A 13,996-nucleotide genomic window follows, 5' to 3' on the forward strand; every position below is an offset into this window, starting at 1 on the left:
TTCCCATGTGAGAGTAGGACACTGCCAGGTTTTTGAATTAAAGAGAGCCTCCGTAGCGATACGGAGGTTTTTTGTTTTTGGAAAATTGAGATGTGGCAATCGCTTCGTGCAACTCGTGCAATGCGGGACGATTTGTTAGTACCGCATTAATCACGTCTCACCCTCTTCTTCTTATACAATCAACCCAAAAAAGCAAGCGAAAACCCACGAAAAAGCTGGAGAAACGTTCAAACGTCCTAAAGCGATAATGGAGCTATACCGATTTTTTATCATCATTGACGGGGATAGATGGGCGAGAAGCTGAGGACAGAAGAGCGGAAAGTAATGTTGTTTGAGATGGATTTACCCTTTTTATAGCGTTGCGTTTTATAAGGTTCTTTTAATGAAGTCCATTTTTCACCCTCTGGTGAGCGCTCATCATCAAACGCCTCTTCTGCCTCTTGCCACAGTACATTGGCGATTTTACGAGTTAAGCCCTCTGTTTTACCTGCTTGGCTGAGCTTGCGGAATTTATTTTGAATTGCTTTAGTGTCAGCTTTAAATACTAAGTGCATTTGACTTTTTCTCTAAATAGAATTAAATTTATTACAAGGCTAAATGATGTCGACTAATGGTAAGTCATCAGGAAACTGAGGTATTGTGGGTTCGACCCCCCCCCCACCATCATTAGCCTAACAATCATAGATTACCTTCAACTAACTCGTAAACACCGCCCGGCACTGAATTCCTAACATCTTCTAAATTTACTCGATACGCATTAATAACAGTATCTAATTTTTCGTATGGCTTTAATTTATCTTTATTAGGTACATCAACAATAACCTTAATATTTCTTTTTTTATCAATATAGATAAGGTTTCTATTATGTTTATCCCAAATGACTACACTAGGATTTGCAATAATTTGTGAAATACTTGCATATTCATCAACTGATAAACCAATCCCTCCCTTATGATGTTTATCGCTGCTAGCGTGATCGAGCCTTTTCTCACTCATCACCAACACCCGTTGCGAGAATTTTTGTCCACCTGATAATTCAGCCACTTTTTCGGCAATGGCTTCATTTACGATACCTGCAGTAATATAACGGCTACTTGCCCCATTCAGTATATGGATTATATTTTTAGGCGTATTTTATTCATCTATTGAAAAATGATAGAAATCTAACATATGGTGAATTTGGGAGAAATGTTTTTAAAATATATGGAGTTCGCCATATTGATGAAAATGGCGTAATAAAAAATTATTTTGGGATTAAGGAATAAGATAAATTAGATTAGATCTGGTTGAGAGAGATATTACTTCATTTCAACCAAGAATCCCTAGTGAGTTTTAAAACGTATCTATTTTTAGTCAAAAATTGCTTGTCAAATGGTAAATACAAGGTATTATAGCCGTCTAGAAGTAAAAACATCTATTTAGTAACCTCCTTTTAATGTTTTCTACTTATTTTGTATTAGATTAAATTGAAATTTATTGAGTAAATTTTAATAAGGAATTTTCATGTCAACATATTTATTTACCTCTGAATCTGTGTCTGAAGGACACCCAGATAAAATTGCTGATCAGATTTCAGATGCTGTTTTAGATGCAATTTTAGAACAAGACCCTAAAGCACGAGTTGCGTGTGAAACCTATGTAAAAACGGGAATGGCGCTGATTGGTGGAGAGATCACAACATCTGCATGGGTGGATATTGAACATCTTGCACGCCAAGTAATTTGTGATATTGGTTATACTTCATCAGAAATGGGATTTGATGGTCATTCTTGCGCAGTGTTGAATGGTATCGGTAAACAATCATCGGATATTAATCAAGGGGTGGATAGAGAAAATCCATTAGAGCAAGGTGCGGGCGATCAGGGAATTATGTTTGGTTATGCTACAAACGAAACAGAAGTATTAATGCCAGCACCAATTACTTATGCTCACCGTTTAATGGAGAAGCAAGCTGAAGTACGTCGTCAAGGAGTTTTACCTTGGTTAAGACCAGATGCGAAAAGTCAGATCACTTTTATTTATGAAAATGGTCAAATTCAAGGGATTGATACCGTTGTTCTTTCTAGTCAGCACGCAGACAACGTAAGTGAGAAAGCGCTGCGAGAAGGAATTATGGAGGAAATTATTAAACCTGTTCTTCCTACAAAGTGGTTATCAGCCAATACAAAATATTTTATTAATCCAACTGGGCGTTTTGTTATCGGTGGTCCAATGGGAGATTGTGGTTTAACGGGGCGTAAAATTATTGTTGATACTTATGGCGGTGCGGCGCGTCATGGAGGAGGGGCTTTCTCTGGTAAAGATCCGTCTAAAGTTGACCGTTCTGCAGCATATGCGGCACGCTATGTGGCGAAAAATATTGTTGCCGCTGGGTTAGCAGACCGCTGTGAAATTCAATTATCTTATGCGATTGGTGTGGCAGAGCCAACTTCCATTATGATTGAAACGTTTGGCACAGGTAAAATTGATAATGAATTATTAGTGAAGTTAGTGCGTGAACATTTTGATTTACGTCCATATGGTTTGATTAAAATGTTAGATTTGATTCAACCAATTTATCGTCAAACAGCGGCATATGGGCACTTTGGGCGAGAACAATTCCCTTGGGAACGTACTGATAAAGCGGAATTATTGCGTAGTTACTTAAAATAAGTCATCACTTTATTTGAAAAGTCATAGAGAAAAAAGAGTTGGTAATGATTATTTCCTTATAATTTTTACCAACTTTTATTTTTAAGAAATTCTGTATAAACATTATTTTCTTTTTGTACTACAAATGTAGTTTATCTTTAACGTTTTTCAATCATGTGTTTCTTTGAAAAAAGTGGTTTAAAACGTTGTACTATAAGTTGTTAAACCACTTTTATCTATCATGTTGTCCTCTATAACTATTCTATGTTTGGACAAGGTATAAGGAAAAACTTATAAAAATCAGAGTGTTAAACAGCGTTTTTTCACTCAAATGAATGATATTGATTTAATGGTGGAACAGGTTTCCCTATTCTGGCATAAAATTCTTGTACAAACTCCTCAAAACGTTGCTCCTCAATGGCTTGTCGAATTTGTTCCATTAAACGTTGATAATAACGTAGGTTGTGAATGGTATTTAATCTTGCCCCTAAAATCTCGCCACATTTATCTAAATGATAAAGATAAGATTTGGTGTAATGTTTACAAGTATAACAATCACACTCAGGATCTAATGGCGAAGTATCATCACGATATTTCGCATTACGAATTTTTACTACCCCATCAGTAACGAAGAGATGACCATTGCGTGCATTGCGCGTTGGCATCACGCAGTCAAACATATCAATCCCACGTCTTACCCCTTCCACTAAATCCTCAGGTTTCCCTACACCCATTAAATAGCGTGGTTTATCTTGAGGAATTTTCGGGCAAATATATTCCAGAATACGGTGCATATCTTCTTTCGGTTCACCCACTGCTAACCCGCCAACGGCATAGCCATCAAAACCAATTTCCAATAGACCATCTAATGAAACTTGACGTAATTCTTCGTGCACACCGCCTTGAATAATGCCAAATAGTGCATTTTTATTGCCTAATTGATCAAAACGATCTCGGCAGCGTTTTGCCCAACGCAATGATAGCTCCATTGAGTTTTTCGCATAATCAAAAGTTGCTGGATATGGGGTACATTCATCAAAAATCATCACAATATCTGAACCAAGATCATATTGGATTTCCATTGATTTTTCTGGCGATAAGAAAATGCGTTCACCATTAATTGGGTTTTGGAACTTCACGCCCTCTTCGGTAATTTTGCGTAATTTCCCTAAACTAAAGACTTGGAAACCGCCTGAGTCAGTTAAGATTGGGCGATGCCATTGCATAAAGTCATGTAAATCGCCATGCTTACGCATAATCTCTTGCCCAGGGCGTAACCATAAGTGGAATGTATTGCCTAATAAGATTTCAGCACCTGTCGCTCGGACTTCTTCTGGTGTCATACCTTTTACCGTGCCATACGTGCCTACTGGCATAAATGCTGGGGTTTGTACGGTAAATGTTCCTTGTGGGCGTTCAAATGTCAGTTGTCCTCGGCGAGCACGACCGTCCGTTTTTTTTAATTCATATTGCATAGTTGCTCCAATCAACGAATAAACAGTTCGAAGTTTAAGTATATTTGCCCTTTATGGGCGGTTTCTTGTTTAGAGAGAATGGTTCTAAGAGGCTGACAAATTTAATTGCAAAAATAGATTTGTCAACTATTTAACGAGCGTTTTATTGCAATTTTGCTTTCTTTTCTGTCATATCCATCATATTAATCAATAATTTGCGATCAACTTTGCGTTGGCTATCTAAAATTTGTTGCCAGAGTTTAATTGCTTGTTGGTAATGTGCTTGTTGAAACGCATCATTAGCGAGTAATAATAGCGCAGTGGTGTCATCTGGATCTTGCTGTAATGCTTCTTGCAACCATTGTTGAGCTTGTGTTGTTAATTTTTGATTGTGTTGATAATAGAGAGCGGTTGCTGCGGCAGCTAAAATTTGTGGTTGGCGTCCTAATAAAATTGTTGCTCTGGAATAAGATTCTAAAGCGTTATCAAATTCATTATTCTGCGCATAAGCTAACCCTAATTCATACCAATTTTCACCCTGATTTGGATTTTCACGGATTTTTCGTTGAATAGATAAAATCATGTCTTCATTCTGATTTTGTGAAATCACTTTTGTTTTTATTGGCATATTGAGTTGAGTAACGGTTTGCCAACGGTTGGTCAGCGCATAATAACTGATAGCGAGAAAAAAAAGGACACAGCCAAGTATGAGTGTAAATGCTTTGCGCCGATATTGTGGCGTTGGCAACGATGATGGAATTGCCTGTTCTTGCATAAAGCGATAGGCGGTTTCATTTAATAAGGTAGTATTTTGTTGTTTTTTATTCTCAGTAAGTTGTTGATTGAGTAGCTGTTGGTTAAGTTGTTGATTGGCGTAGTCAACTGTTTTACTCGGGCGATACCAATATAGGATCAAAATAATGATCCCTAAAAAAAGTATCAGTCCAGAAAAGAAAATTGAATTAATCATGCTGCTCCTGCTGTTGTAAAAAAGCATTGATTTGTTGTTGTTCTACTGTGGTTAGTGGCTTATTTGCTTTGCGTTTTCTTAAATAATATAAACTCGTAACGATAGCGATGCCCAAAGCGATGATTGGCAATAACCATAATAGATAGGTATTAAGCGCAAATGGAGGATCATAACGGACAAAATTGCCAAATCGTTCTGTCATAATATTGATGATTTCATCATTACTTTTTCCCTCATTTGCCATTTGATAGACTTCAAGCCGTAATTCATAAGCTACTGCTGCATTGGATTCGACTAAATTTTGATTTTGGCATTGCGGACAACGTAAAGTTTTGGCTAAAGCAATCGCGCGTTGTTGTGTTTCTGGCGAATGAAACTGAAAGGTATCGACAATTTCAGCATTGGCGATACTGCATAACGTTAGCAAAATAAAGAAAAAGCGTAGCATTAAGGTTCCGCCTGTAATTGTTGGATTAAAGGTAACATTTGCTGTTGCCAAATGGTTTGGTTAATTGCGCCACCTTCAAAAAAATAACGAATAATGCCTTTTTTATCAATAATAAAGGTATAAGGGGCACCATTAATACCAAGTTCTGCGGCAAATACACCTTTACTATCATAAGCATTTAATTGGAATGGATTACCTAACTCAGCCAATGTATTAAGCGCATTCTCTCGTTTATCCAAATAGTCAATGCCAATAATTGGTAGTTGGTATTGCTGACTGATGTGATGTAACAAAGGAAATTCCTGTTTGCAATATTGACACCAGCTGCCCCAAATATTAATTAAATAGACCTGACCTTGTGGAAGATCACTATTTTGCCAAGTGCGAGTATTGTCTTGTAAATCAGATAACACTAATGCTGGCAGAGGTTTATTAAGATGATCTTTCATTTTTTGCAGCGGATCTTGGTTTAAGCCAAAAAAGAGGATCACGGCAAAAAGCAAAATAATGATCACAGGAGTGAATAATAGCCAACGTTTCATTGTTTATCCTTTGTTTTGGGTTTTCTAGCACTCCACATCGCAAGGAAACCACCGAGCATAATGAGTAAGCCACCTAGCCAGAGCCAACGAATATAAGGTTTATAATGTAAACGGAAAGTGAATTCATCGCTCGATAATTTATTCCCCATCACAATATACAAATCTTCAAACCAGCCCCACGCAATACCTACTTCACTCATATTCATGGTGCGTACATCGTAAAAACGGCGTTCGGCACTAATTTGGGCAATATGTTTATTATTTCGTTGTACCGTGAAAAAGGTGCGTTCTGCTGTGTAATTAGGCCCGATTTCATTACGATAGCCAAGATAGGTAAATTGATACTGATGTAAAGTTTGAGTATCGCCTGCTTTCATTTTGACACTGATCTCTTCGGCATAGAAATTGCTAATTGTGCCACCAATAACGCTCATTGCTAAACCAATATGTGCTAGCCGCATACCCCATTGTTTTATATCTTTAATCCAACGAGCAAATAGCGTATTGAGTAATAGCCACCAAGCGAAAATTAATAGGCAAATAGCAACAACTGAAATATCAGAAAATTGTAGCCCTTGTTGTTGCCATATTTGTAATAGTGTTAATAGCAGTGCAGGTAATAGCCAATAGCTTGCACGACGTAAACGAGTAAATGATGTTTGTTGCCAAGACCATTGAGGGGCAAATAGCATCAAGATAAGTAAGACAACTAATAGTGGTAGGAATAAGCGATTAAAATAAGGTGTACCGACCGAAATACTACCCCAGCCCATCATCGTAAAAATCATTGGGTAAAATGTGCCAACAAAAACAATCAATGTGGCAAGGGAAAAAAGGATATTAGTGATCAGTAGAGCAGATTCTTTTGCTAACCATTGAAAACGAACGATTGATGGCGGATTACTTGCGCGTAAAGCAAACAGGATTAATCCTCCAATCGTAAAGAGAAAAAATATCGCTAGTAATGCCTGCCCTCGCTGTGGGTCGATAGTAAAAGCATGTACAGAAGCAATAGCACCAGAACGGACAATAAATGTCCCTAATAAACTCAAGGCAAAAGTAAAGATGGATAATAACATGACCCAATAAATGAAAATGCCTCGTTTTTCATACACAATTAGCCCATGTAAGAGAGCAGTAGCCAATAACCAAGGCATTAAAGAAGCATTTTCAACGGGATCCCAAAACCACCAGCCACCCCAACCTAATTCGTAGTATGCCCACCAAGAACCTAAAACAATGCCAATCGTTAAAAATGCCCACGAGGCTAATACCCAAGGGCGGCATAAACGAGCTAAGGCGGCATTGAATTGTTGTAATAGCAAAGCCGCACAGATGAGCGCAAAATTAATCGCAAACCCTACATAACCAAGATAAAGAAGTGGTGGATGCACAATTAAGCCAATATCTTGTAGCATAGGATTTAAATCACGTCCTTCAATAGCAGCAGGAATCAAGCGTTGAAAGGGATTAGAAAGAAATAGAATAAAAAGTGCAAAGCAGAAACCGATTAATCCCATAATAATCAAGGTAATCGTCATTAAACGGAGATCGGTATGGCGGTTAAACCAAGCAAACAGTCCAGTCCATAGTGAGAGAGCAAAGAGCCAAAATAGCATTGAACCTTCATGTCCACCCCAAGTTGCGGCTAATTGATAAAATAAAGGTAATTTTGAATTGGAATGTTGGGCGACATATTCGATAGAAAAATCATTGGTGGCGAGCGCATAAGCTAATAGTGCTAATGTTATCGTTGTGAATAGGGTATAAAGTAAACTGAGTGGTTGGGCAAGTTGCATAAAGAATGGCTTGTTACGCCATACACCATAGGTCGGTAATAAGGCTAAACACCCAGCGAAAACAACAACTAATAATAAACTGATAAATCCTAACTCAACGACCATAAATTATTTATATCACGATGATCAAGAAAAATGAAAGTGATATGTCGAGAGAACAACATATCACTTTTTACCACTTTGTTATGCACACTTAGTTAAGCAAGTGTCATTTGTCCTGCGTATAATGCCCAGAAACGTAAGCATAATACGCCGATTAAGCCTAATGCAGCGACTGTCATCATAAAGGATTTTTTATGTTTAAGGTTTTCGTTAGCAACGGCATTTAATAAGGTTGGTAGAACTAAACCGATGCCAACAACGCCAAACCAAAATACATTAGACCAAAATCCGCCGCCGATGGCATTGACAATCGCCACGGTTTTTTGTCCGCCACCTAGGTAAAGTCCGACGCAGAAAGCGAAGAGTAAAAACGCTTCGATTAACACTACCGGCAATTCAAATTTATGGATAAAATGCAATGCTGGTGAGTGGGTACTCTCTTTGGTGAAGAGTAATGCACAGACAACCAATGCCGCAACACCTGATGATGTTCCTGATGCTAAGAATAAAATTGGCAAGACAGGGTTATTCAACATCGGGTAGCTGATTAAAGCGGAAAGGAGGAAGCCTGTGTATGCCCCGAGTAAGACAGACAGTAAAATCAGGATGATTTCTATTGGCGAAATAAAGCGTTCTGCGGTTGCAATGAGGCGATTAACAAAAGCTAATTTTGGGACAAAACGCGCGATCATTGTTGCCACTAACGATTTAAAAATAATCGCTAACCATAAGAATAAAAACGCCATATAGACTTGGAATAACATGACCCCCATCGACATAATCGAGGTGCTGTGGTAGTTAAACATTAAATACCAGAACGTCCAAGGCTTGGTTAGGTGGAAAATTAAAATCGTTAAGCCAAGTAAGATAGTCACAGGCGACAAGATAGCCGCACAGCGGATAATGTTGTTCTCACTTGGTGAGGAGACAATGCCACTGCGTCTTAATAAGACGGCTAGCATTGTTGCCCCTGCTGAGATCCCTAATAAAAAGAGATAAATCGCAATAATTTCGTCCCATACTAACGATGGAAAATGAAACGGGCTACTCATCGTCTGATCTCCCCTTGTTTAGCTGGAATATGGTAAAGATTTGGTTCTGTGCCGAGTTCTACTTTAGTACGGTAAACCTGATCTTTACGCACTTTCTGCGAAATCTCGCTATTTGGGTCATTTAAATCGCCGAAGGTTAAGGCTTTGGTTGGGCAAGCCTCAACACAGGCTGGTAATTTGCCTTGTGCAAGATTGGTATCTCGGCAGAAATTGCATTTATCGGCGGCTTTTGTTTCTGGGTGAATAAAGCGAACACGATAAGGGCAAACCGCAATGCAATATTGGCAGCCGACACAGAGATCTTTATTCACATCAACAATGCCTGTTTTCGCATCAATAAAAGATGCGCCAGTCGGGCAGACGTGTACACAAGGTGCGTTACTACAGTGTTGGCATGAATGACGGAAAAACTCATACTCTACATTAGGAAATTCACCATAAGGCTCACTACGGATAATTTCAAGACGAGACACCCCTTCTGGCACGTTATTCACTTCACGACAAGCGTCCATACAAGCTGTACAGCCAATACAACTACGCTCATCGTGCAACATTCCGTAGCGTTTGTTTTTTTCTTCAGAAAGTACGGTGGCTAATGTTTTATTGCTGCCTCCAGCAACTAACATTAATGCTCCGATTCCTGAAACAAAGTTGCGGCGTGAACAATTCATTGTGTATCCTTCTTAATGTTTTTCTCTTGCTGGATTGCCTGTTGTTTACCGTGACAATCTACACACAATTTCACCCGCTCTTTCGGCTGAACATCTTTCATTGCGTCATTGGTTGGGTGTAGTGTATGACAACTTGCACAAGGTAATTTCATGGCGTGTACATCGTGAACCCAGAACTTCTCACGCAGTTTTGCTGGCTGGTGGCAAGCAAAGCAGACCTGATTTTGTTCTTGCACGCTATACATTGGGGCTTTATCACTGAAAATATCCCCGTGGAAACGCATTACATCTTTCACCCCACGACGGTGATCTTCTGAAATATTACCGTGACAACTTACGCAATTAATCGGCTTGCCGTTATTTGGGTTCACTTTATTTAAATGCACACCGTGAAACTGTTGCTCATTAAATTTGTGGCATTTCGCACAATATTGGTTTGGATCACGCTGATTTTCTAATTGTGGCTGATAAGTCAGCTGGTTTTGTCCATCCGCTTTAGCTTGTTCAGCACTGGCTTGCGTCCAGCTTAACATTGCAACAGCAACGAGTAACGCTGTTCTGATCCCATTCTTAAAAGTCGAGTAGAAGCTCATTATTATTACCTCAAAAAAGTTTTCTTATTTGACCGCACTTTTTGCTTTTATCAGGCTCAAAGTGCGGTTATTTTTTAGGATTATTTTGCATCAGCTGGCAATAAGCCTTTCTCTTTTGCTTCTTTATCCCATTGAGGAACGACTGTTCTTAAAAACTCTTCTTTTTCACGTTTTTGTTTTTCGATATCAATACCGACTGCCGCTTGTGCTTTGGCTTTGGTAGAAATATCAGGAATTGCAACAGGTTGTGCCACATTATGACGTGTTAAGACCACCGCTAATTTACGGCGGGCATCTGCCGCTTTATCCACACCAGAACCTAACACGCTTAATGCCACTTCAGGTGCGTGAATAAATGCCCCATGGCTTGCTGCTGCATAGTCCCAACGCCATTGAGCATGACGAATATCTTGCAAGGCATCTTTCATCTCATCAGCCGTTGCGCCTGCGTCCCAAGCCGCTTTTGCTTCAAAGTGAGCGTGCACTAATTGATCTTCTAAAGTGATAAGCATTGTGTTCACACGCTCTTTACGAGAATTAACAATACCTTCTAACTTCTCTTTGCTTTGATCGTGGCAGTTTGCACAGGTATTTTGGAAATTATCAAACGGATTGCCGATATTGTGGTCAGTATAAACTTGACCATCAGCGGCTTGTACTTTCGGCATATGACAATCAACACAAGTTACGCCATTTTTACCGTGCATACCCATTGTCCAAATTTCAAAGTCTGGGTGCTGTGCTTTCAACATTGGTGCTTTTGATAAAGAGTGCGTCCAATCTTTAAAATCTAAATCATCATAGTATTTTTGCATTTGATCAACACTTAAGCCGTTATCCCAAGGGAATGTAACGGTTTTCTTATCACCAGCAAAATAGTATTCAACGTGGCAGTTTGCACAAATCGCTGCGCGTTTATCTGTTTTGTCTGAACGTTCAAAATTCCAATTTACTTTGTCTAACGCACGCAATGCGTGAGGGCGAGCAATACGCAATGCAGGCTCACCTTTAGCAAAGGCAGCTGAATTTGTGTCATGACAGTCCGCACAGCCGATTGGATTGACAATTTCAGAACCCCATTTCGCCCATTTCACGCCAAAGTAGCCGTCTTCACCTTTTTCCGTGATTAAACGAGCCACATCAGGGCTTTTACAGGTCCAACAAGCGGCAGGTTGTGGACCACTATTTTCATCTTTCGGACCACCTGTACGCAAAATATTACGCACATCTGTTACCGCATAAAAGTGTCCACGCGGGTGGTTATATTCTGATGAGAATAAATAACCGCCCCAAAGCACCACTAAACGAGGATCTTCTTCAAGGGCATCACCAATTTTTTCTGATTGTTTGGTACTTAACCAAGATTGATATTGTAATGGATATTTTTCTGCATAAAGGTCATTGCGTACAGCCACTTTATCAATATCAAACTTCATATCTTTATATTTATCTGCAGTTTGTGTGGCTGGATTATTTGCAGGTTGTTCAGCAGCCTGTGCTGATACCATTCCCATAGAAGCCGTACCAGCTAATAAAAGAAGCATCGCTTGTTTGAATGTTTTCACGATAATTACCCCAACATAAATAGTTATTTAGTAATAACAAAATATAGATAAATTTAGATGTATCTAATACCTTGAAAATACAAGGAAGATACAATTATAAGCAGTGCATACTTTAACGAAATATGTGTAATTATTCTAAGGTTTTATGGTGATTTTTTGAGTTTAATCAAAAAGTTTTGGTAGAAAAAATGGAAAGTAAGAGGTTAATTATTTTTTATACCTATTAATGGTTATAAAAGGTAATAATATCAATAGAATAGGAATTTTATTTTTATACCTATTTGTGGGTATTTTAATAAAAAATAGGATTAGATTTTTATAAAATAGTGAGATATGTATATGAGAATAAAATAAATAACCGCTCTTTTGAGCGGTTAGAGATGTTTAGATAATAAGGGCTTTTGTGGCTGCTATTTTTTTATCTGCGTATATCACCACCTCTTTTATCACCAGTTTTTGAATGGCGGAGATGAGCGTTTGCATTAATTTATAATCAATGTTGCCTGTTTGGGTAATGGGGAGTTGAATATTTAATACATCAGCATCTTTTGCATAAAAGTTCCTTCCATAGTTAAATTGACCATTATAAGAAGATTTATGAATACCCAACACTTAAATCTTATTTAATAAGTAACGCAATCAAACTTTATGCGACTATCATTTTAAATCTATGATAGAAAAAGTGCGGTAAAAATTACCGCACTTTTTTGTTGCAGCCTGATTGGTTACTATAGCGTATTCAATAATTCGTTTTTCTCTTGTTCAGATAATTTGGCGATGCCAAAGCCTGTGAGTCCCCAAAGAGTGGCGAAGAATATACCGCTCCAGCAGAGGATTGCCCACGGGAGGTAGGAGAGTGTTGCCACGCCGAGTGTACCTGCCATATATGCCCCTGCGGCTGTCCACGGCAGGATTGGTTCAATAATGGTGGCAGAGTCTTCGACTGTACGCCCTAAATTTTTCGGGTGTAAACCACGCTCAATATAGGCTTTGCGAAGCATTTCACCTGGGATTAGGATCGAAATTTGTCCGTTACAAGTTACGCCAATCATTGTTAAACCGCAGGCGATGGTGGTAACAATTAATGAGGCGGTTGATTTCACCATTGTCAGCAATTTTTCTAAAATCACGTTAAGGGATCCGCCGACCGACAACGCCCCTGCAAACGATAAGGCACAGAAACAGATCAACAATGTCCCCATCATTGAGTTCATTCCGCCACGGTTGAGTAATCGGCTTAAATCGGCACTCACTTGGATTGCGTCATTATGGATCATCGACACATTAAAGCCATTCAAGGCACTGTTCATCACATCAGCAAATTGGAAATGTTGAATAAATACCGCATTGAACATTGCGATCAAGGCGGAAACTAGCATCACAGGAATGGTCGGTTTTTTCGTGATAGATCCCCATAAAATAATCACCACTGGCACGAGTAAAAGCAGGTTGAACTGGTAGATGCTTTCAAGCCCAGTCAGCATATTGGCGACTTTTTCAGGGGTGGCCACTTCGGTTACTTCAATGTTTAAGCCGTAGATAATATAAACCGCGGCTGCCAGCAGGAACGATGGCAAAGTGGTGTAAAGCAAATGGAATATATGCTCGTATAAATTGACTTTAGTCGCCGCGGCGGCAATGTTGGTGGTGTCTGATAAAGGCGAAAGTTTATCGCCAAAATACGCGCCAGCAACCACAGCCCCTGCGGTGGCAGCAAGGTTTGCGTCTAAGCCAATCGCCACGCCCATAAATGCCACGCCGACTGTGCCTGCCGATCCCCACGATGTGCCGGTACAAATCGACACCACTGAGGTGAGGACTAAGGCGGTTACATAGAGAAATTTCGGATCAATCACTTTTAAGCCGTAATAGATCAGCATTGGGATTGTGCCACCACTGATCCAAGTGCCAATCAGCAACCCTACGCTGATTAAAATCAGCAAAGCAGGCATTGTTTTGGCGATTTTATCGGCGATTGCTTTGAGAATATCGTCATAGCGATAGCCTAGACGAATAGTAACTAAGCCTGCAATCACGGTGGAAATCACCATTAACGGTTCAGGCGGTAAATCAAAAAACGCATAGCCTAAACCTAATAATATCAGCATTGATAAAATTGGTATCAACGCTTCAAAAAGCGTTGGTAAACGTGGGGTGGTCGTCGCCATA

General features: G+C 39.3%; 14 protein-coding genes. 1 reads left to right on the forward strand and 13 read right to left on the reverse strand.

Annotation, left to right across the window (positions count from 1 at the left end; genetic code table 11):
• Nucleotides 1-272: 272 nt before the first annotated feature.
• The gene (locus ACFFHK_RS07780; protein ID WP_382371208.1) at nt 273-554 is read right to left on the reverse strand and encodes a phage virion morphogenesis protein; all 282 of its coding nucleotides are present in this window, start codon (nt 552-554) and stop codon (nt 273-275) included.
• A gap of 124 nt (nt 555-678) precedes the next feature.
• Nucleotides 679-1,044, reverse strand: coding sequence for a hypothetical protein (locus tag ACFFHK_RS07785; protein ID WP_382371210.1), 366 nt, complete (start codon nt 1,042-1,044; stop codon nt 679-681).
• Nucleotides 1,045-1,503: 459 nt separating this feature from the next.
• Between ACFFHK_RS07785 and metK the strand changes: the two genes are divergently transcribed.
• Entirely contained in the window at nt 1,504-2,652 is a 1,149-nt protein-coding gene (metK, locus tag ACFFHK_RS07790; RefSeq protein WP_382371212.1) for a methionine adenosyltransferase, read from the forward strand.
• Nucleotides 2,653-2,954: 302 nt separating this feature from the next.
• On the opposite strand, the gene tgt is transcribed toward metK, so the two are convergent.
• The 11 genes from tgt to nhaC all read right to left on the reverse strand — a co-directional run bounded on the left by tgt (nt 2,955) and on the right by nhaC (nt 13,995).
• Nucleotides 2,955-4,106 (reverse strand): tRNA guanosine(34) transglycosylase Tgt, encoded by a 1,152-nt coding sequence (tgt, locus tag ACFFHK_RS07795; protein WP_382371213.1) that lies wholly within the window; start codon nt 4,104-4,106, stop codon nt 2,955-2,957.
• Nucleotides 4,107-4,248: 142 nt separating this feature from the next.
• A complete protein-coding gene (locus ACFFHK_RS07800; protein ID WP_382371215.1) occupies nt 4,249-5,055 on the reverse strand; it encodes a TPR domain-containing protein in 807 nt (268 codons plus the stop codon).
• Nucleotides 5,048-5,503: a heme lyase NrfEFG subunit NrfF gene (gene nrfF, locus ACFFHK_RS07805; RefSeq protein ID WP_382371686.1), complete on the reverse strand. Its 456-nt coding sequence runs from the start codon at nt 5,501-5,503 to the stop codon at nt 5,048-5,050. Before nrfF ends, ACFFHK_RS07800 begins: the two co-directional genes overlap by 8 nt.
• The gene (locus tag ACFFHK_RS07810; protein WP_382371217.1) at nt 5,503-6,045 is read right to left on the reverse strand and encodes a DsbE family thiol:disulfide interchange protein; all 543 of its coding nucleotides are present in this window, start codon (nt 6,043-6,045) and stop codon (nt 5,503-5,505) included. The genes nrfF and ACFFHK_RS07810 overlap by 1 nt, the downstream gene beginning before the upstream one ends.
• Entirely contained in the window at nt 6,042-7,949 is a 1,908-nt protein-coding gene (locus tag ACFFHK_RS07815) for a heme lyase CcmF/NrfE family subunit (RefSeq protein ID WP_382371219.1), read from the reverse strand. The genes ACFFHK_RS07810 and ACFFHK_RS07815 overlap by 4 nt, the downstream gene beginning before the upstream one ends.
• Before the next feature lie 92 nt (nt 7,950-8,041).
• A complete protein-coding gene (gene nrfD / locus ACFFHK_RS07820; RefSeq protein WP_382371221.1) occupies nt 8,042-8,998 on the reverse strand; it encodes a cytochrome c nitrite reductase subunit NrfD in 957 nt (318 codons plus the stop codon).
• Nucleotides 8,995-9,669, reverse strand: a complete 675-nt coding sequence (gene nrfC / locus ACFFHK_RS07825) for a cytochrome c nitrite reductase Fe-S protein (protein ID WP_382371223.1) — start codon at nt 9,667-9,669, stop codon at nt 8,995-8,997. Before nrfC ends, nrfD begins: the two co-directional genes overlap by 4 nt.
• Complete coding sequence (gene nrfB, locus ACFFHK_RS07830; RefSeq protein ID WP_382371225.1) at nt 9,666-10,262, reverse strand: cytochrome c nitrite reductase pentaheme subunit; 597 nt, start codon at nt 10,260-10,262, stop codon at nt 9,666-9,668. The genes nrfC and nrfB overlap by 4 nt, the downstream gene beginning before the upstream one ends.
• Before the next feature lie 80 nt (nt 10,263-10,342).
• Nucleotides 10,343-11,806 carry an ammonia-forming nitrite reductase cytochrome c552 subunit gene (gene nrfA, locus ACFFHK_RS07835; RefSeq protein ID WP_382371688.1) on the reverse strand — a complete coding sequence of 488 codons (1,464 nt, stop codon included), beginning with the start codon at nt 11,804-11,806 and terminating at the stop codon, nt 10,343-10,345.
• Nucleotides 11,807-12,211: 405 nt separating this feature from the next.
• Nucleotides 12,212-12,439, reverse strand: coding sequence for a hypothetical protein (locus tag ACFFHK_RS07840; protein WP_382371227.1), 228 nt, complete (start codon nt 12,437-12,439; stop codon nt 12,212-12,214).
• A 116-nt stretch (nt 12,440-12,555) separates the two neighbouring features.
• Nucleotides 12,556-13,995: a Na+/H+ antiporter NhaC gene (gene nhaC / locus ACFFHK_RS07845; protein WP_382371229.1), complete on the reverse strand. Its 1,440-nt coding sequence runs from the start codon at nt 13,993-13,995 to the stop codon at nt 12,556-12,558.
• Between the last annotated feature and the right edge of the window lies 1 nt (nt 13,996).

The sequence above is a fragment of the Gallibacterium trehalosifermentans genome (genome assembly GCF_042433055.1).
GTDB lineage: Bacteria > Pseudomonadota > Gammaproteobacteria > Enterobacterales > Pasteurellaceae > Gallibacterium > Gallibacterium trehalosifermentans.